Source organism: Streptomyces sp. SYSU D01066-1, assembly GCF_054956795.1.
This window is the reverse complement of sequence record NZ_JBUDHV010000020.1, coordinates 1-20,682: the sequence shown is the minus strand read 5'-3', so window position 1 is coordinate 20,682 and position 20,682 is coordinate 1. Positions and strand designations below refer to the sequence as shown.

Annotated in this window: 3 protein-coding genes and 1 pseudogene; 3 read left to right on the top strand and 1 reads right to left on the bottom strand. The window is 74.5% G+C overall.

Features of this window, described 5'->3' with window-relative positions:
* Positions 1-63: 63 nt before the first annotated feature.
* Entirely contained in the window at positions 64-14,955 is a 14,892-nt protein-coding gene (locus ACY1JF_RS19360; protein ID WP_462706405.1) for an SDR family NAD(P)-dependent oxidoreductase, read from the bottom strand.
* 1,136 nt (positions 14,956-16,091) lie between these two features.
* On the opposite strand from ACY1JF_RS19360, the gene ACY1JF_RS19355 reads away from it, so the two are divergent.
* The 3 genes and pseudogenes from ACY1JF_RS19355 (at position 16,092) to ACY1JF_RS19345 (ending at position 20,105) form a co-directional block, all read left to right on the top strand.
* Positions 16,092-16,775 (top strand): thioesterase II family protein, encoded by a 684-nt coding sequence (locus ACY1JF_RS19355; protein ID WP_462706404.1) that lies wholly within the window; start codon positions 16,092-16,094, stop codon positions 16,773-16,775.
* Between the two features lie 501 nt (positions 16,776-17,276).
* Positions 17,277-17,402 (top strand): annotated as a pseudogene (locus ACY1JF_RS19350) (HipA family kinase); the annotation flags it as partial.
* 891 nt (positions 17,403-18,293) lie between these two features.
* The gene (locus tag ACY1JF_RS19345; protein WP_462706403.1) at positions 18,294-20,105 is read left to right on the top strand and encodes a DUF2207 domain-containing protein; all 1,812 of its coding nucleotides are present in this window, start codon (positions 18,294-18,296) and stop codon (positions 20,103-20,105) included.
* The last annotated feature ends 577 nt before the right edge of the window (positions 20,106-20,682 follow it).

The following is a 20,682-nucleotide window of genomic DNA, read 5'->3' as shown; positions in this document are numbered from 1 at the left end:
TCACACCCTACAGCGCAAGTCAACTCGTGAAAACTGTTGGACAGTGTTTTCACGGGTGTATTTTCATGTGGTCATTTCCGGCGGTGAGCGTCGCTCCCCGGCGTGACCGGGGCACCTCCGGCGAATACGCCCCCGTCCGGCAAGGCCTGCCTGGCCTTCTCCGTCACCCCGCAAAACGGCTCCACGTGCGCGATCGACCTGGGCATGGTCAGCCCGTCCCGCCCGGACGGCGCCGAGGAGGTCCTCGGCACGGACGCGGGCTTCGACGGCGTACCGGACACGCACCTGTTGCCGGGCGCGTCGCGGAAGTCGGAGACGGCCCGCGTGTTCCCCGAGGCGGCCGAGAACGGCCGGATCGAGATCACGCCGGCCGGTACCCCCGGCTCCGGCCGGTACCGCACCGCCGTCCTCACCGGCCGGGTGCGGTGACCCGGGCCGCGGACGGGACCCCGCCGGGCACCTCTCCGAGCGCCGGGTCCTCAGCAGCGAGGCGATGTCGTCCTCCACGGTGAGGTAGCGGCCGGACAGCGGATCCGCCTCACCCGCGGCCAGGCGGACAAGCATCTCCGCCGAGCGGCGGGGGTCGACGAGCCGCCGGCCCTCGCGCTGGGCCAGCAGCCACTCCCTGACCTCGTCGCTCCACCGCTCCCCGGTCACCCCGCCCTCGATCTGCCGCTGGGTGATGCCGAGGTCGACGAGGCCGGGGTGGTAGCTGAACACCGTCACTCCCGTCCCCTCCAGCTCGGGCGCCAGGTTCTCACCCAGTTTGATCAGTGCCGCCTTCGACACGGAGTACCCGGAGACGAGGGGCCACCGGTGCTTGCCCGCCGAGCTGACGATGTTGACGACGCGGCCGCCGCGCCGCTCGACCATGCCCGGCAGCACGGCCCGGCAAGCTCGGGCGCTGCCGCGGAGGTTGACCTCCATGGCGTGCCACCACGCGTCGTCGTCCGTCTCCCACAGCGGGCCGGCCGGACCGGTCACCCCCGCGTTGTTCACCAGGACGTCGACCGCCTCGAACCGCTCCCCGACCGCCGCCAGCAGCCGCGGCATCGCGTCGCGGTCACCCAGGTCCGCCGGCAGCGCGAGGACCTCGGCCCGCCGTTCCCGCAGCTCCCGCAGCTCCCGCAGCTCCCGCAGCTCCCGCGCGAGCCGGTCGAGCCGGTCCGTGTCGCGTCCGGTGACCACGAGGTTCGCCCCGGCCTCGGCCAGCGCCGTCGCGAACAGCCGCCCCAGCGCTCCGGTGGCCCCCGTCAGCAGGACGGTCCGCCCCTCCAGGGGGAGCACCGCTCCGGACGCCGCCGGGGCCTCGTACCCGCGCTCGACGACGTCCGCCGAGGGCGCGGGCTCCCGCTCCCCGGCCGGCACGGTGATCTGCGTGTGCAGGTACCGGGCCAGCGCGTCCGGGGTGGGGTGGTCGAAGACCGCGGTGGCCGGGAGGGGCTGTCCCGCCAGCTTCTCGACGCGGTTCCTGAGTTCGAGGGCGGTCAGCGAGTCGAACCCGATCTCGAAGAAGTCACGGTCCGCCTCGACGTCCTCCGTGCTGCCGAACCCGAGGACCGCCGCGACCTCCTGGGCCACCACCGACTCCAGCAGCTTCGCCCGCCCGTCCTCGTCCAGGGGGGCCAGCAGCTGTCCCAGCGACCTCACGGCCTCCGCGTGGCCCGACGGCTTCGCCGCGTCCGACGACGGACGCAGGTGATCGCGCAGCAGGGGCGTGAGGGGCGCCGCCTCGGTGTCGGACAGGTCCCGGGTGTCCAGCCGCAGCGGCAGCAGTACGGGGTTGTCCGCTCCCAGCGCCGTGTCGAAGGCCGCCAGCGCGTCGGCGGTGGCGAGGGGGGCGATGCCGAGCCGGGCGAGCCGGCGCAGGTCACCGCTGTCCAGGTGTCCGCTCAGCTCGCTGCGCTCCGCCCACAGCCCCCAGGCCAGGGACAGTCCCGCGTGTCCCGCCGCACGGCGTCGCCCCACCATGGCGTCGACGCACGCGTTGCTCGCCGCGTAGTTCGCCTGCCCGGCGCTGCCCCACCAGCCCGCGGCCGACGAGCACACGACGAACCAGTCCAGCGGGAGGTGCCGGGTGAGCTCGTCGAGGTGGTGCACGGCGTCCACCTTCGCCGGCAGCAACTGCTCCAGCCCCTCCCGCGTCAGCCCGCGGAAGGTGCCGTCCCGGGTCGTGCCGGCCGCGTGCAGGACACCGCGCAGCGGACGGTCGGCCGGTACACGCGCCAGGACGTCCGCGAGCTGGTCGCGGTCGCTGACGTCGCACGCCTCGACCGAGGCCGTGGCGCCCAGCGCGCGCAGCTCGTCCGCCAGTTCCACCATGCCGGGGGCCCGCTCGCCGCGCCGGCTGAGCAGGACCACGTGGCCCACGCCGTGCGTGCGGACCGCGTGCCGCGCGAGGGCCGAGCCCACCACGCCGCCCGCCCCCGTCACCAGCAGGGAGGAATTCGCCCAGGCTGCGGAGCCCTGCGCGCCGGCGCCGTCCGCCGCCGGCGCGGCAGCGCCTGCCACCGTGACCAGGCGGGGGGCGTGCGCCGTCCCGGCCCGGACGGCGATCTGCGGTTCACCGTCCGACAGGAGGGCCGCGAGCCCGTCGACCGACGCGGGGTCCGCGTCGACGTCGGCCAGCAGCAGCCGTCCGGGGTGCTCGGTCTGCGCCGTGCGCAGCATGCCCCAGACCGCCGCCTGCGCGGGGTCCGGGCCCCCGGACCGCCCGTCCGTCACGACCGCGTCCCGCGTGACGACGACCAGGCGCTCCCCGGGGTCCCGCTCCCCGGCCAGCCACGCCTGCACGTCCGCCAGGACGGCGAAGAGCGCGGCGCGCACCCGTGCGGGATCCGGGGCGTCACCGTCGAGGCACCTCAGGAAGCGCACGTCCCCGCCGCCCCGCGCCATACGGGCGGCCACCGCGTCCGTCCCGGTGTCCCCGGTCAGCACGAGGTACCGGTACGCCGGACCGCCGGCCGCAGCCGCGGTCGCGGTCGCGGTGGCCGGTACGGGCGTCCACCGCACCTCGTGGAGGCACTGCTGAGGCGTGCTCCGCAGGGCTCCGAGCTCGTTTGGCCCCATCACCCGCAGGGTCAGCCCGTCGGCCGTCAGCACCAGCCGGCCGTCCGGGTCCCACGCGGTGAGCGCCACGGTGTCGTCACCGGTCCGTGCCAGCCGGACGCGCAGGCGCGCGGCACCGTGCCGGTGGATCTCCACACCGGTCCAGGAGAACGGCAGCCGCAGCCCGGCGGCGTCCGGCAGCGCTCCCGGCACCGTCAGCGGATGGAGCGCCGCGTCGAGCAGGGCCGGGTGCGTCAGATACGCCCCCGCCTCGCGCGCCACGTGCTCCGGCAGTCCGATCTCCGCGAAGACCTCCCCGTCCCGGCCCCAGACGGCGCCGGCGCCCCGGAAGGCGGGTCCGTAGCGAAGGCCCCGCACTTCGAGGCCGGCGAGCGCCGACTCCAGGTCGAGGCGGTCCGTCCCGCCGGGTGGCCAGGCCGGCATCGGGCCGGCCTGCGGGTCCGCCCCGGCCGGCTGACGGGCCAGCCGGGCCGTCGCGTTGTCGGTCCACGGCACGTCGTCCCCGGCCGCGGCGGGCCTGGAGTGCACGCTCACGTCGCGCAGTCCCCGGCCGTCGGGCGGTGACACGAACAGCTGGACCTCCAGGTCGTCCTTTGCGGGGACCACCATCGGCGCGCGCAGGACGAGTTCGGCGACCCGCGGGGCACCGGCCCGCTGCCCGGCCGCCGCCAGCATCTCCAGGATCGCGGTGCTCGGCGCGACGACGGTGTCGCCCACCTGGTGGTCCGCCAGCCACGTCACGTCCGCGGTGGACAGCCGCCCGGTCAGGGCCACCGCGCCGCCCGCGAGACGGATCGCCGTGCCCAGCAGCGGGTGTCCCGGCTCGCCGGACGGCTCCGCGGCGCGGCGGGCGGCGGGAGCGGGGGCGGGGTCGAGCCAGTAGCGCTCCCGCTGGAAGGCGTAGGTGGGCAGCCGCAGCGGCGGCCGGGCCCCGTCCGCCGCACCGAGCACCGACTCCCACCGCACGGGGGCGCCCTGCACGAACAGCCGGGCCGCCGCCTCCAGCAGCGCCCTGTCCTCCGGCCGGTCCTTGCGCAGCAGCGGGACCAGCGTGGCCGCGGACGGCTCCCGCAGGCACCCCGCGGCCAGGGCGGACAGCGTTCCGTCCGGCCCCAGTTCCACGAACGTCCGCGCCCCCGCTTCCTCCAGGGCACGCACGCCGTCGTGGAACCTGACGGATTCGCGCACGTGCGTCACCCAGTACTCGGCCGAGGTGAAGTCGCCGGCCGTGGCCTGTGCGCCGGTGAGGGTGGAGACCAGCGGGACCCGCGGCACGCCGAAGCCGATCCGGGACACGACGGCGCGGAAGTCGTCGAGCACGGGCTCCATGAGCGGCGAGTGGAACGCGTGGCTCACGCGCAGCGCGCGGGTCCTGCGGCCGCGCCGCTCCAGCTGTCCGACGATGTCCGCGACCTGCCCGCCGTCGCCCGACACGACGGTGGCGGCGGGCCCGTTGACCGCCGCGACACCGACGGCGTCATGACCCGCCAGCAGCGCCCTGACCTCGTCCTCCGGAGCCTGGACCGCGACCATGGCACCGCCGTCGGGCAGCCGCTGCATCAACCGGCCGCGCGCCGTGACCAGCGCGGCCGCGTCCGGCAGCGACAGGACGCCGGCCACGTGCGCCGCGGCGATCTCGCCGACGGAGTGGCCGGCCAGGTACGCCGGACGCACCCCCCAGGAGGTGAGCAGCCGGAACAGGGCTACCTGCAGGGCGAACAGGCACGGCTGCGCGTACTCGGTGCGGTTCAGCACCTCGGCCGCCTCGGGGTCGTCGGCGTCCGCGAGGACGACGTCCGCCGGCCGGCGGTCCAGATGGACCTCCAGGGCCGCGCTCACCTCGTCGAACGCCTCGGCGTACGCGGGGAACGCCCGGTACAGCCCGCGGCCCATCGCCGGCCGCTGGCTTCCCTGCCCGGAGAACAGGAACGCGGTCTTCCCCGCCTTGCGGGTGTCGTCGGCGAGAACGGCGTGCGGGTGCCGTTCCCCCCGCGCGGCGGCGGACAGCGCGCCGACGAGCTCCCCGTGATCGGCGCCGAGCACGACGGCGCGGTGCCTGAGGACCGCGCGCCCCGAGGCCAGCGCCGTGGCGACCGCGTGGTCGTCCGCCTCGCTCCGTTTGTCGACGAAGTCGAGCAGACGGGCCGCCTGGGCCGTGAGGGCGCCCCGGGTCGTACCGCTGAGCACCCACGGGAGCACGCTCGTCGCGGGCCGCTCGGGGGCGGGGGCCGCCGGGGCGGGGTCCGTGGGCTGCTCCAGGATCACGTGGGCGTTCGTGCCGCTGATGCCGAAGGAGGAGACGGCCGCCCGCCGCGGGCCGTGCTCCGCCGGCCACGTCCGCTCCTCGGTCAGCAGCCGGACCGCCCCGGAGCCCCAGTCGACGTGCCGCGTGGGCTCGCCCACGTGCAGCGTCCGCGGCATGACGCCGTGGTGCATCGCCATGACCGTCTTGATGATGCCGCCCACCCCGGCGGCCGCCTGGCTGTGTCCGATGTTGGACTTCAGGGTGCCCAGCCACAGGGGCCGTTCGCGGTCGTGCCCGTACGTGGCCAGGAGCGCCTGGGCCTCGATCGGGTCGCCCAGGGGGGTGCCCGTGCCGTGCGCCTCGACCACGTCGATGTCCTGGGGGGACAGCGACGCGTCGGCGAGGGCCTGCCGGATGACGCGCTGCTGGGCGGGACCGCTCGGGGCGGTCAGACCGTTGGAGGAACCGTCCTGGTTCACCGCGGAGCCGCGTACGACGGCCATCACCCGGTGGCCGTTGCGCCGGGCCTGCGACAGCCGCTCGACGACGAGCACACCCACGCCCTCGGCCCATCCGGTGCCGTTCGCGTCGGACGAGAAGGCCTTGCAGCGCCCGTCCGGGGCGAGGCCGCGCTGCCGGCTGAAGTCGATGAACGTGCTGGGGGTGGACATCACGGTCACCCCGCCCACGAGGGCCAGCGAGCACTCGTCGCGCCGCAGTGCCTGACTCGCCAGGTGCAGCGCGACCAGGGAGGACGAGCACGCGGTGTCCACCGTCACCGCCGGACCCTCGAACCCCATGACGTAGGAGACCCGGCCCGACGCCACGCTGCCCAGGCTGCCGTTGATCAGGTAGCCCTCCATGCCGTCCGGGGTCTCGTGGAGGCGGGAGCCGTAGTCGTGGTACATGACGCCGGCGAACACGCCGGTCGGTGAGCCCTTGAGCGTCTGCGGGTTGATGCCCGCGTGCTCCAGCGCCTCCCAGGAGGTCTCCAGCAGCAGCCGCTGCTGCGGGTCGGTGGCGAGGGCCTCGCGCGGGGAGACGCCGAAGAACTTGGCGTCGAACATCGCGGCGTCGTGCAGGAAGCCGCCGGTCCGCGTGTGGCTGGTGCCCGGCAGGTCCGGATCGTCGGCGAACAGGCTCTCGAAGTCCCAGCCGCGGTCCGTGGGGAACGGCGTCACGCCGTCGGAGCCGCTCGCCACCAGGTCCCAGAGGTCGTCGGGGGACGCGACGCCTCCGGGGTAACGGCACGCCATGCCCACGATGACGATCGGGTCGTCCGCCACGGCCGGGGCGGCCGTGGTCCGCGGCGCCGGGGCCGTGGCCGGCTCCTGCGCCGTGGCCGGCTCCTGCGCCGTGCCGAGGGCCTGTACGAGGTGGTCCGTCAGCGCCGGGAGGGTGGGCTGGTCGAACAGGAGGGTGGGCGGCAGCTGGAGGCCCGTGGCGCGGTTCAGGAAGTCGCGCAGTTCGAGCGCCATCAGCGAGTCCACGCCCAGCTCCGAGAACGCCGCCTCCAGCTGGTCCTCGCGCAGGTCCTGCCGTCCGAGGACGGTGGCGGTGCCGGTGCGCACCAGGTCCGCCAGGGCCTGCCGCCGCTGTTCTCCCGCGGGCGGCAGCGCCGTGGCCGGCGGGCCGGCCGGAGCGGGGAGCGTCCCGGCCGGCCGCGGCTGTCCCGCCCGCGCGCCGGCCGGGACGCGCGCACCGGGGGCGGGCGTCGCGAGGAAGGGCGGCAAGGAGCCCGGGACGGCGTTTGGCAGGCCGGCCGTGCCCAGCCGGACCGGCGCGAGGACCGGTTCCGGCCGCGCCAGCGCACGGTCGAACGCCCGCAGCGCGTCCGCCGTGGAGAGCGGCTCGATCCCCACCCGCGCCATCCTGCGGATGTCCACGTCGCTCAGGTGCCCGGAGAGTTCGCTCCGTTCCTCCCACAGTCCCCAGGCGAGCGACAGCGCGGGGTGGCCCGCGCGGTGCCGGTTCTCGATCAGCGCGTCCACGCAGGCGTTGGCCGCCGCGTAGTTCGCCTGTCCGGCCGTCCCCCACCAGCCGGCCACGGACGAGCAGGCCACGAACCAGTCCAGCCCCAGGTCCCGGGTGGCCGCGTCGAGCACGTGCACCGCGTCCACCTTGGCGCCGAGCACGGCGTGCAGCCGGTCGGGGGTCAGCGTGTCGACGACGGCGTCCGCCAGCGTCCCCGCGGCGTGGATGACCCCCCGCAGCGGGTGGGTGCCGGGGATGTCCGCCAGCACCGCGGCGACCTGCGCGGGGTCGGCCGCGTCACAGGCGGCGACGGTGACCGTGGCCCCCAGCTCCCGGAGGTCGTCGGCGAGTTCGCGCACGCCCGGTCCCGCCGGGCCGCGCCGGCTCACGAGGACGACGTGGCCGACCCCTCGGGTGGCCACGACATGACGGGTGAGCGCCGAGCCCACCACGCCTCCCGCTCCGGTCACCAGCACCGAGGCGTTCGCGAGCCGCGACGCGGCCGCACCGCCCGGGGCGGCGGCCGACGGCTCGCCGGCCGGGGCCCCGACGTGCTCCAGGCGCGGGACGAACAGCTCGCCGCCCCGCACCGCGAGCTGCGGTGCCGCGGCCTCCACGGCCGCGGAGAGCCCCTCGGGCACGTCCCGCGTCCCGTCCACGTCGATGAGCCGCACCTGTCCGGGGTGCTCGGTCTGCACCGTGCGCACCAGCCCCCAGACGGCCGCGTGCAGCGGATCGGCCACCGCGTCGGGACCGGCCGGGCAGGCCTGCCGGGTGATCACCACCAGGTGCTCGTCCTCGTGCCGCGGCGCGGCGAGCCACGCCTGGATCCGCTCCAGCACCGCGGCCAGCCCGGCGCGCACCCGCTCGGGTGCCGTACCCGCCGCGTCGCCGACGCGGTCGACCACCGCGGCGGCGCCGGCCAGGTGGTCGTGCACCGCCTCGGCGGCGGGGGAGCCGACCACGAGGTACCGCCGCGCCGACGGAGCCCGCCCGCCGTCCGCGGCCTCGGCCCCCAGCGGCTCCCACACCATCCGGTACAGCGGCTCCTCGCGGCCGGCGGACAGCGCCGGCCGCAGCTCGGCCGCCGCCACCGGCCGCAGCACCACAGCGGCCTCGGCGACGGGGCCGCCCTGGGTGTCCCAGGCCGTCAGGCGGACCGTGTCGGGCCCTTCCCGGCGCATCCGCACCCGCAGCGCCGAGGCCCCGTGGGCGTGGTGGCGTACGGCGGACCAGGCGAACGGCAGCCGCGCGCCCCGCGTGTCGGGCAGCAGCTCGCCCGCGGCGAGCGGGTGCAGCACCGCGTCCAGCAGCGCGGGGTGCAGCAGGTACGCGTCGCTCCGCGCCGCGCCGGCGTCCGGCAGCCGCACCTCGGCGAACAGCTCGCCGTCGTGGCTCCAGACCGCCCGCAGGCCGCGGAAGGCCGGACCGTAGACGAGGCCGCGTGCCGCCAGCTCGTCGTAACAGCGCTCGACGTCCAGCGCCACGGCGCCCGCCGGGGGCCACGCGGCCGGGGGCCGGACGTCGAGCGCCGCGGCGGCCGGCTCCCCGCCCAGCGTCCCCGTGGCGTGCGTGGTCCACTCGTCGCCACCGGCGCACCGGGCGAGCAGGCGGAGCGCGAGGACACCGGGGGTGTCCGTCGCCTCGATCCTCACCTGCACGTCGGCCGCCCCGCCGTCGGCGATGACCAGCGGAGTGTGCAGCAGCAGCTCCGTCACCCCGCCGTGGCCGGTCTGTCCGGCGGCCCGTGCCGCCGTCTCCAGCAGGGCCGTGCCCGGCACCACGAGGGCGCCGCCCACCCGGTGGTCGGCGAGCCAGGGCAGGCGCCGGGTGCTCAGCCGGCCGGTGAGCACCGCCCCGTCGTCCAGCCGCACGGCCGCCGCCAGCAGCGGGTGTTCCACCGGGACCAGGCCGGCGGACGCGATGTCCGGCTTCCGGGCGGGCGGTTCCAGCCAGTACCGCTCGTGCTGGAACGCGTACGTCGGCAGGTCCACCACGCGGGCGTCCGTGCCCGAGAAGCAGGCGGCCCAGTCGATCTCCGTGCCCGACGCGTGCAGCTGCCCGATCGCCAGGGCCAGTGCCGTCGGCTCGGGCCGGTCCTTGCGCAGCACCGGCAGGATCAGCTGGTCGGTGTCGTCCAGGCAGCCCTGTGCCATCGCGCTCAGCACGCCGTCCGGGCCGATCTCCAGGAAGCGGGTGACGCCCCGCTGCCTGAGGTGGCGGACGCCGTCGGCGAAGCGGACCGTGTCCCGTACGTGCGTGACCCAGTGCCCGGCGGCGCCCAGTTCCTCCGCGGACGCCTCGCGGCCGGTGAGGTTGGAGACGAGGGGGATGTCCGGGGCGGCGTAGGTGAGGCTTTCCGTGACGCTGAGGAAACGTTTCAGCATGGGTTCCATCAGGGGCGAGTGGAACGCGTGGCTGACCGCCAGCCTGCGCGTCCTGCGGCCGCGTCGCGCCCACTCGGCGGCGAGCGCCAGTACGGCTTCCTCGTCACCGGACAGGACGACCGACTCCGGGCCGTTGACGGCCGCGACGCTCACCCGGTCGGTGAGCTGCCCCAGCACCTCGTCCTCGCGGGCCTGGACGGCGACCATGGCCCCGGCCGCGGGCAGCTCCTGCATCAGCCGGCCGCGCTCGGCGACCAGCAGCGCCGCGTCCGCCAGGGACAGCACGCCGCAGACGTGCGCGGCCGTCAGTTCCCCGATCGAGTGGCCGGTGACGTAGTCCGGCCGGACTCCCCAGTCCTCCAGCAGCCGGTACAGCGCCACCTCGACGGCGAACAGCGCCGCCTGGGTGTGGACCGTGCGGTCCAGCAGTTCCTCGTCCGTGCCCCAGACGACCTCGCGCAGCGGACGGTCCAGGTGCCGGTCCAGCTCGTCCGCCACGGCGTCGAACGCGGCGGCGAACACCGGGTGCGCGGCGTGCAGTTCCCGGCCCATGCCCAGGCGCTGGGCGCCCTGGCCGGTGAACATGAAGGCCAGTCCGCCCGCCGGCTCGGCGTGCCCCCTGCCCACGCCCGGAGCGCCGCGGCCGTCCGCCAGGGCCGCCAGCGCGGACAGCAGCTCCTCGTGGTCGCGGCCGGCCACGACGGCGCGGTGCGGGAAGGCGGTGCGCGCCGTGGCCAGTGAGTACGCGACGTCCGCCGGCCGCAGCGCGGGCCGCTCCGCGACGAAGGAGCGCAACCGTCCGGCCTGGGCCGCCACGGCGGCCGGGGACTTTCCGCTGATCACCCACGGAAGGACCGTCGCCACCTTTGCGGAGGGCCGCTTTGGCCGGTCGCCGGCCGGCCCGTCCGAGGGCGCCTGCTCGATGATGACGTGGGCGTTCGTTCCGCTGATGCCGAAGGAGGAGACGGCCGCGCGCCGCACCCGCTCGCCCTCGGGCCAGGGTTGTGCCCGGGTGAGCAGCGCGACGGCGCCCGCGCTCCAGTCGACCTTCCGCGACGGCTCCCGCACGTGCAGCGTCTGGGGCAGTACGCCGTGGCGCAGGGCCATGACCATCTTGATCACGCCGGCGACACCCGCCGCGGCCTGGGTGTGCCCGATGTTCGACTTCAGGGAACCGAGCCACAGGGGGCGCTCGGCGTCGCGGTCCCGCCCGTAGGTCGCCAGCAGCGCCTGCGCCTCGATCGGGTCGCCCAGCGCGGTGCCGGTGCCGTGCGCCTCGACCGCGTCGACCTCGGCCGCCGACAGGCCGGCGTCGGCCAGCGCCTGCCGGATCACCCGCTGCTGCGCGGGGCCGTTCGGCGCGGTCAGGCCGTTGGACGCGCCGTCCTGGTTGACCGCCGACCCCCGCAGCACCGCCAGGACGCGGTGACCGTTGCGCCGGGCGTCGGACAGCCTCTCCACCACCAGGACACCGACGCCCTCCGCCCACCCGGTGCCGTCCGCCGCGTCCGAGAACGCCTTGCAGCGGCCGTCCGCGGCCAGTGCCCGCTGACGTCCGAACTCGGTGAACATCCCCGGCGTGCTCATCACCGTGACGCCGGCGGCCAGCGCGAGGGAGCACTCGCCCCGGCGCAGCGCGCCGGCGGCGAGGTGGAGCGCCACGAGGGACGACGAGCACGCCGTGTCCACCGTGAGGGCGGGCCCTTCGAGCCCGAGGCAGTACGCCACCCGGCCCGACACCACGCTGGTCGCCAGACCGGTCAGGAGGTGCCCGGCGACCTGGTCCGGACCCTCGTGAAGAGGCGTCCCGTAATCGCCCGCCATGGCTCCGGCGAAGACCCCCGTCCGGCTGCCCCGGAGGGTGTCCGGCACGATGCCGGCCGCCTCCAGCGCCTCCCACGACGCCTCCAGCAGCAGCCGCTGCTGGGGGTCCATCGCGAGCGCCTCGCGCGGTGCGATGCCGAAGAACTCGGCGTCGAACCCGGCCGCGTCGTAGAGGAAGCCGCCCCGGTGGGAGTGCTCCTCCCCGGCCGCGTCCCCGGCGAGGGGATCCAGCACGTCCCAGTGGCGGTCGGCGGGACGGTCGCCCAGGGCCTCCTGCGCGTCGTGCACCAGCCGCCACAGGTCCTGCGGAGACCCGACGCCCCCGGGGAACCGGCAGCTCATGCCGACGATGACGACGGGGTCGTCCCCGGCCGGCTCCCGCGAGACCCCCGCGGCCTCGGCCACCGCCGCGGACGCGCCGCCCGCGCCGCGCAGGGCGTCCAGCTCCCCGGCCAGACGCGCGGGGGTGGGGTGGTCGAAGACGACGCCGGACGGCAGCGCGAGTTCGGTGGCGGCGCTGAGCCGGTTGCGCAGCTCCACGGCCATGACCGAGTCGAAACCCTGGTCCTTGAAGGACCGGTCGATCCGGACGTCCGCCGGATCGGCGCGCAGGACCAGGGCGGTCTGCGCGCGGACGAGGTCGAGCGCGGGGGCCGGCCCGTGGACCGCCCGCCGCTCCGGCCCGGCGTCCGGCTCCCGCGGCGCGGCGGCGGCCGGCGCGGGACCGTCCGGGCGCGCGGGCCCGGCGGCCGTCCAGTGCCGCCGCCGCTGGAACGCGTACGTCGGGAGCTCGTGCGCCGGCAGCGGCTCGACGCCGGCGGGGAGGAACTCCGCCCAGCGGACGGGAGCGCCGCGCACGTACAGCTCCGCCAGGCAGGTGAGGAACCGCTCCAGCCCCCCGTCGTCGCGCCGCAGCGAACCGGTCGTGAAGACCCCCGCCGCCGCCGCTTCGTCGGCGATGTCGCAGACGGCCGCCGTCAGGACGGGGTGCGGACTGCACTCGACGAAGTCCGTGTACCCCGCGGCCAGCAGTTCCCGGACCGCGGCACTGAAACGCACCGGTTCCCGCAGGTTGCGCGCCCAGTACCCGGCGTCCAGGGTGTCACCGTCCAGCCAGGCGCACTCCACCGTCGACATCAGGGGCACCCGCCCGGCGGCCGGTGCGATGCCGGCCAGGGCGTCGAGGAGGTCGTCCCGGAGGGGGTCGACCTGCGGGCTGTGCGAGGCGTAGTCCACGGCGATGCGCCGGACCTTGACACCGGCCCGCTCCCACGCGGCCTCCAGGCCCTGGAGAACCTCCGGATCGCCGGAGAGCACGGTCGAGCCGGGGCCGTTGACCACGGCCACCGAGACCCCCGGGTGGGACCGGATCCGCGCCCGCACCTCGTCGGCCGGCAGGCCGACCGACGTCATGGCTCCCTTCCCCGCCAGCCGGTCGGCGATCAGCCTGCTGCGCAGCACCACCACCTTGGCGGCGTCCTCCAGGGACAGCGCGCCGGCGACGACGGCGGCCGCGATCTCCCCCTGGGAGTGGCCGACCACGGCGTCGGGCGACACCCCCGCCGCCTCCCACATGGCCGCCAGGGACACCATGACGGCCCACGAGACGGGCTGGACGACGTCGACCCGCTCCAGCTCCTCCCCGTTGGCCAGCACTTCGGTCAACGACCAGTCCACGTGGGCGCCGAGCGCCCGGTCGCAGTGGGCCATGCGGTCGGCGAACACGGGGGAGGAGGCCAGGAGTTCCCTGCCCATGCCCGCCCACTGGGCGCCCTGTCCGGGGAAGACGAAGACCGTGCGGGTGTCACGCGAGGAGTCCGCGTGTCCCACGACGGCCCCCTCACCGGGGACACCGCGCGCGATTCGGTCGAGACTCGCCCGCAGCGCGTCCCGGTCCGGAGCCAGCACGACGGCCCGGTGGTCGAAGAGCGTGCGGGACGCGAGCAGCGTGGCGGCGGCGCCGGCGGGGTCGGCGTCGGGCCGCCGTGCCAGGAACGCGTGCAGCCGCTCGGCCTGGCCGCGCACGGCCGCCGCGCTCCTGGCGCTGAGCACGTAGGGCACCGGCGCCCCGCCGGCGCCCGCAGGCGCGGCGGGCGTCCTTGCCGGGGCGGCGTCCGGCGTCCGGGGCGCACCGGCCAGGACGACGTGGCAGTTGGCCCCGCCCATGCCGAAGGAGCTCACGCCGGCCAGCCGCTCGTGGGCCGGGCGGCCCCAGTCGGAGAGCTCCGTCTGCACGCGCAGCCCCAGCTCCGCGAAGGGGATGCGGGGGTTGGGCCGCTCGAAGTTCAGACTGGGCGGAAGCTGGCCGTACCGGATCGCCAGGACCGCCTTGAGCAGGCCGGTGATCCCCGCGGCGCCCTCCAGGTGGCCGACGTTCGTCTTGGCCGACCCCACGGCGAGCGGCGCGTCGCCGGCCCGGCCGGGGCCGGTCACCGCGCCCAGCGCGGCGGCCTCGACCGGGTCACCGACCCTGGTGCCGGTGCCGTGCAGCTCGACGTACTGCACCCTGCTCGGCTCGACGCCCGCCCGCTCGTACGCCGTCCGCAGGACGGACTCCTGCGCCGAGGCGTCGGGGGTGGTGAGGCCGTCGCTCGCCCCGTCGTTGTTCACCGCGCTGCCGCGGATCACGCAGTACACCGTGTCGCCGTCGGCCAGCGCCCTGTGCAGCGGCTTCAGGACGACGAGGCCGCCGCCCTCGCCCCGGACGTAGCCGTTGGCCCGCTCGTCGAAGGTGTGACAGCGCCCGTCGGGCGACAGTCCGCCGAACATCGAGGCGGCGACCGTGCTGCCGGGGTCGACGTTCAGGTGCACGCCGCCGGCCAGCGCCAGTTCCGACTCACCCGACCGCAGGCTCTCGCAGGCCAGGTGCACGGCGACGAGCGAGGAGGACTGGGCGGAGTCCACGACGAAGCTGGGGCCCCGCAGTCCCAGCGCGTACGACACGCGGTTCGCGATGAGGCCGCGGCTCAGACCGACCACGGTGTGGTGGTCGATGCCCTCCAGGCCCCGCTGCCGGCTGAGCGCCGCGTAGTCGGTGCCGATCGCGCCGGCGAAGACGCCGACGGGCGCTCCGCGCAGCGTGCCGGGCACCACACCGGCGTTCTCCAGGGCCTCCCAGCCGAGTTCGAGCATGAGCCGCTGCTGCGGGTCCATGGCAGCGGCCTCACGGGGGGAGATGCCGAAGAATTCCGCGTCGAAGTGGCCGACGTCCTCCAGGAAACCGCCCCAGCGCGAAGCGGTCCGCCCCGCACGGGCGGAGCCGGAGTCAGGGCCGGAGTCGGGGCCGTGGAGCGACGACGTGTCCCACCGCTCGTCGGGGACCTCGGTGACAGCGGTCTCACCGGCGCTGAGCAGGCGCCAGAAGGCATGGGGGTCAGCGGCACCGGGCAGCCGGCACGACACTCCGATGACCGCGATGTCGACACGGGGGGTGGGGGGTTGCGGGGAGACACTCATTGCGCTGTTCCCATCTAGCGGCAGTGACGAGATCTGCTGAGGCGCACTGGTCACCCACGATGTGGGGAGGGGTGTCCAGCGCGACGGGGCACGGAAGTGGTCGTGGAATTCCAGCTGGGAAAAGAGACGGGGGACGAGAAGAGGGCGGGTTCGCGTGTAGTTTCCGTGTACATGCGGCGATGTCGCCCGGGGAATGGACACGAATTCACACGCACACAGCCTCATTGCCGTGCCGCGAGGAGAGCTGCGGTTTCGATGGAACGATGCGTTACATCGAGGCAGCGCCCGAAGGGTGGGTTTCCTCCTTCGGGTGCCTTGCCGACCGAGCGGGTTCTCGGGACCCCCGGGAACGAACGGACGGCAACCACAGGTTTTGAGTGCGAACGGCGTGCGTGATCACGTTAAACATGCTGTCGGGACGTCAGCAAGAGGCTCATGCCGCACTGTTGAGTGGTGTAACTCACCCCCTGACCTGGTTCGGATCGGGTCCGCGCGGGCCAGGGGCCCCGCCGCCACCGCCGCGCCGAGCCGGCTACGCGGGTAGCGTCCGGACGGTGCGTCCGGCATTCCAGGACGGCGGGTATCACCCCGTTACCGGCCTCGTGTCGAGTTCTTCACCCATTTCCTTCACCCGTCGTTCACGAGGTGATGTCCCGGCCCCCGGGCAACTGGACAGATCAGCGGGGGCGAGTGAACAATGATCCGGTCCCCGCGCCAGGCCCCGAAAACCGCCGGCCGCGCCGGTGACATCGACCATTCCGGGCCGGCCGACGCTGTCCGTCCGGCCGGACCGACGCCCCCCCATAACCCATAACCCGTCCTGACGGTTACGTCCGTCGAATTCACGGAACAGGCGAGCCCGTCGCGGACCGGCCCACCGCCGGCGCCGTCCCGTCCGCCGCATGCCTGTGCGGGGGTGAGAGGGCGCGGCCGGGGGCTCACCGCCGGGGATCGCTCCCCGGACTCATCCCCGGGAGCGATCCCGGGGATCGCTCCCGGGCGGGGTCCCGCCGTTTCCGCCGTTTCCGCCGCTATGAACCCACCTCCGAGGAGCAACCATGGTGAGCCCCACCGGACGCGTCACTGGCAAGGGGATACAGAGGTTCCATCCGTCCCCTGACGCGGAAGCGGTCTTGGTGTGCTTTCCGCACGCCGGTGGCGCCGCGAGTTACTACCGGCCGTTCTCCACCGCGCTGAGCCCTGACATCGACGTCCTGGCGGTCCAGTACCCAGGGCGGCAGAACCGCAGGACGGAGCCGCTCGCCCACACCGTCGAACGATTGGTCGAAGACAGTGTGGAGGCGCTGGAGCCGTGGTCCCACCGGGCGCTGTCCCTGTTCGGACACAGCATGGGCGCCGTGGTCGCCTACGAGGTGGCCAGACGGCTGACCGAGGCCGGCAGCCCTCCCGTCACCCTCGTCGTCTCCGGCCGTCGCGCACCCGGTGACGGACAACGGCACGAGGTGCACCTGCGGGACCACGACGGCCTCCTGGCCGAGATCGAGAGGCTGGGCGGGACGGACATGCGCGTGTTCGAAAGCCCTGACATGCGCGCCCTGTTCCTGCCGGTCCTGCGCGCCGACTACCGAGCCGTGGAGACCTACCGGCACACCGAGGGGCCGCGGCTCCCCTGTCCCGTGCTCGCCCTGGCCGGCGACAGCGATCCGGTGGCGTCCCCGGCCGAGATGCGTCACTGGGCCGCCCGGACGTCGGCGCGGTTCGACGTGCGCGGCTTCAGCGGCGGTCACTTCTACCTGACCGACCACTGCGAGGCCGTGGCGTCCGTCGTGCGCGACCATGTCATCGCGCTGACCCGCTGACTTCCTCGGCGAGCGGTCGGTGACGGGGCCCGCTTCCGGTCGCGCCGGTCACAGAAAACGACGGGAGTCCGGCGTGGGGACGCCGCCGACGGGGCGACGGGGACGGGACGACGGCGACAGGACGCCGCCGACGGGACGCCGCCGACAGGATGACGGCGACCACGGGCGGCGGGCGGCGGCGGCCCCGCAGGACGGCTGCCACGTGCTGCGGCACACCTTCGCCTCGATCATGCTGGAGACGGGGGAGACCGTCCCGACGGTGGTCCACCGCCCGGAGCACTCTTCACCGGCGGTCACCCTCGGTTACTATGCACACTTCATGCCAGAGGCCGGAAGCAAGGGACACGCGGCCATCGACGCACTGCCGGGGAGGACGGGAGACGGCATGCCGATCCGAACTCCCCGGATTCTCCCACGGCCGGTCCCGGGCGATCCGGCTCGGCGAGCAGTCGAGGAGGTGGCCGTGGAACGTGAGGCCGAGGGGACAGGTCGGCTGCCGAAATGCTGAGACACGTCACCGCCACCCGCTACGTCGAACCCCTCACCACCGGCGGCTCCGTCCCCGCCCTCGTCGAGGCCGACGACCTCGGGACCTACGTGGTGAAGTTGCCGGGGGAGGGACGGGGACCTGCGGTGATGCACCGCAATCCAATGTTGACCTGCGAGTTTCTGTCTTTCGGCGTCTTTCACGGCCGGGTCGTCTTGTGCGATCGATCCTCCCCACGCGCTCCCCGGCGGCGTGGATACTCCCCAGATACTCCCCGGAAAAGACGGCCGCGACCTGCGGCAAGGAAGTGGAGCCGGCTGGTCTAGCGGGCACGGTAGGTGATTGTCGCCGACCTGCATCCCCTGCAGGCGGTTCTACTGCAGTCAGGTGCCCCGGAAGAGACCAGGGGACGCGGTGACCTGCCGCGATGAGTGGTCTGTGGTCGCCGAGCCGCGCGAATGCCCTTTCGGCTGTTTCACGGTCGTGCCGCTTGGTGGGGCCGGAAGTCCCAGGCAAGTCCCAAGGGACTCCCACTGCTGACGGGTGCCTTTCGGCCCTGTACGACAGTACGGGCAGTCGAACGGCCTCGTTTCCAGCCAGGGTGGTGGAGCCTGGATGACGAGTGACTGGCGCCCGGCCGATGCCTTGCGGGATGGGTGAGGTCCTGATGATCGATGACGACTCTGTGGTCGCTGGTGGCAGCGAGTCGGCCGTGCCCGCCCTCATGGTCCTGACGAACCACCGCTGACCGATGATGTCGTCGCTGGACTACCGGCCCGGACCTGCCCGACTGCCCTTTCCGCCCCTCACGCCACATCGGTGACCTACGCCTTCACGCTACACACCGCTCACTGATCCGCCCAGCTGAGACAGCAAGCGCACCGGACCGGACCAGACGAGACAGAGACCAGCTCGGTCCGAGACCTGCTACCGGACCAGCAAGAGCGTGTTCCGTAAGCAGAGGAGTAGCCTGCCCGCAGCGCGCCGGGGGCCGGGGCTGGGGACGACATGGGGAGCCAGTGAGCACAGCCGTGACCGAAGTGGACGAGGTGCGCCGCAGACGCCGCTGGCGGGTGGGCCTGCTGATCGTCCTCGCATCCTTCCTGGGCGGGCTGGCCGTCTTCGCCGCCGCGCTCGTCGCTCCCGAGACCGTCAACCGGCTCTGGGTCAGCGCCGAGCTGGCGAAGGACGGCTCCGCACGGATCACCGAGGTCGTCGACTACGACTTCGGCACCGAATCCCGTCACGGCATCTACCGGGACGTCCCCGGCCTGGACCCCGAGGCACAGGCGTCGGAGGTGGACGTCACCATGGACGGCGAGCCGGTCCCGTACGAGATCGAGCCCTATGGCGGGGACGACGACGAGACCCGGATACGGATCGGCGACCCTGACAGCACGGTCGGCGGACTCCACCGCTACCGGATCGTCTACCGACTGCCCGACGTCGCGCACGACGGACGACTCGCCTGGAACGCCGTCGGCACCGGCTGGTACGTCGAACTGAGGGACGTCGAGATCCAGGTGACCGCCCCCTACGCGCTGCACGACCCCAGCTGCGTCCGCGGCCGTGCGGGCTCTCGCACCGTCTGCGCGACCGACCGACCGGAACCGGGCCGGCTCACTTACGGGCTCGGCGCCCTGGCCGCCCACCGCGGGATCACCGTCGCGGCGGACACCGGTGCCGCCCTCGCCGTCGCGCCGGCCCCGCCCGCCGAACCCACCGGCGCGGTGCGGTCCACCGGCCGCCCCGGACTGCTCGACGTGCTGCTCCTGGTGGCCGGGTGCGTCCTGCTGGGCGGACTGGTCGCCGAGGGGGCGCAGCGGCTGGCCGGACGCGAGAAGGTTCACCGGGACGATCCGGTCGGTCTTGGCACGGACCCGGCCGCACCGGCCCGCCGCCTCGACATCACCCGGCTTCCCTCCCTCGTCCCCGAGGTATCCGCCCCGCCCGGGGAACTCACCCCGGCCCAGGGCGGATTCCTCCTCGGCGGGGCCGACTCGCACTACCGGACGGCCTGGCTGCTGACCGCCGTGCAGGACGGCCACGTCGTCCTGGAGGAAGACGGTCCCCACCCCGTCCTCGTCCGCCCCGCCCGTGCGGACGCCCCGCGCGCCGACCGTGAGGTGCGGGAGACGCTGGACCACATCTTCGCCGGCCGCGACCGGATCACCCTGGGCCGCTCCTACGACCGGTCCTTCACCCAGGGCTGGAAGCGGATCGACGCCGGACTCGGCACCTGGATGCGCGGGCTGCGGGACCTGCGCTCGGCCTCGATCGGCAGCAAGGTGGCCGCCGCCGCCCCGGTCGCCCTGCTGGCCGGTGTCATCGGCGTCGTCGTCGGTGGGGTGGGCGCGGGCCGGCCGTACGGCTTCTGGACGGTGCTGCTGCCGGCCGTCGCCGCCCTCGCGGGTGCCGGTCTCATGCTGACCGGGGCATCCGAGGAACTGTACCTCCGGACGCCGCGGGGCAACGCCCTGTGGCTGCGGGTGGAGGGCTTCCGCCGGTATCTCGCCGGGGCCGGGTCCCGACAGGTCGAGGAGGCCGCCGCGGCGGGTGTCCTCGACCTCTACACCCGCTGGGCGGTCGCGCTCGGCGAGGCCGACCGCTGGTCGGCCGCGGTGGCGAAGTCGACCACCGTCCCGGCCCGGCCCCAGCGAGGCCCGTCACTGCTCACGCCGCTCCTTGCCTTGGTCGTGATCGACGCGATCGCCTCGAACACCACGCCGGTGTCCGTACCGAGTTCGTCGTCCGGCTCCTCGTCGTCGGCCTCGTCGGACTTCGGCGGCGGAGGGTCCTCGGTGGGCGACGGGGCGGGCGGCGGTGGCGGCGGCTCGTGGTGACCCGCCCGGCCCCGGGCGAGAGGCCACCAGGTCCACAACGGAGGCGCGTACGGGCACGGCCCTCTTGGGAACATCGCAAAAGCCCAGGCCAGACAACGTCTGTCCGGTGCTTTTGCCGGAGCCCCCTGTCGGATTCGAACCGACGACCTGCGCATTACGAGACCGTGAGCGTTCGTGCTACGTGGTGCCTGGCCGTGCTGCCGAGTGACGTTTTGCCTGATCAAAGCACGTGCGACAGGTATGGGCTGGTCACCGATCCTGCCTCCACTTTTGCTGCCGACTACGGTCCGCTGCTGGCCGCGCTGCGCGGGAGCAGGCCGGACGGCCCGCTCCAAGCGGGGCGACTGGCTGTTCCTTGCACACACAGGGATGGCCCTTGTCGGGAGGGCGAGAAGGACCTTGATCGCGGCTGCTTCCGCGCCTACGGGCGTGTCCCTGACCCGGCTACCGCGGGGAGCTGTGACCGTGCTGCTCCCTAAGTGAGCGTTTGGTTCGCTGGTGTCCGTTTGGTTCGGGGTTAGGTGTCGCGCCAGTTGGTGGTGGTTTCCTGGGTGACTCGGCGGCTCATGAGGTCGAT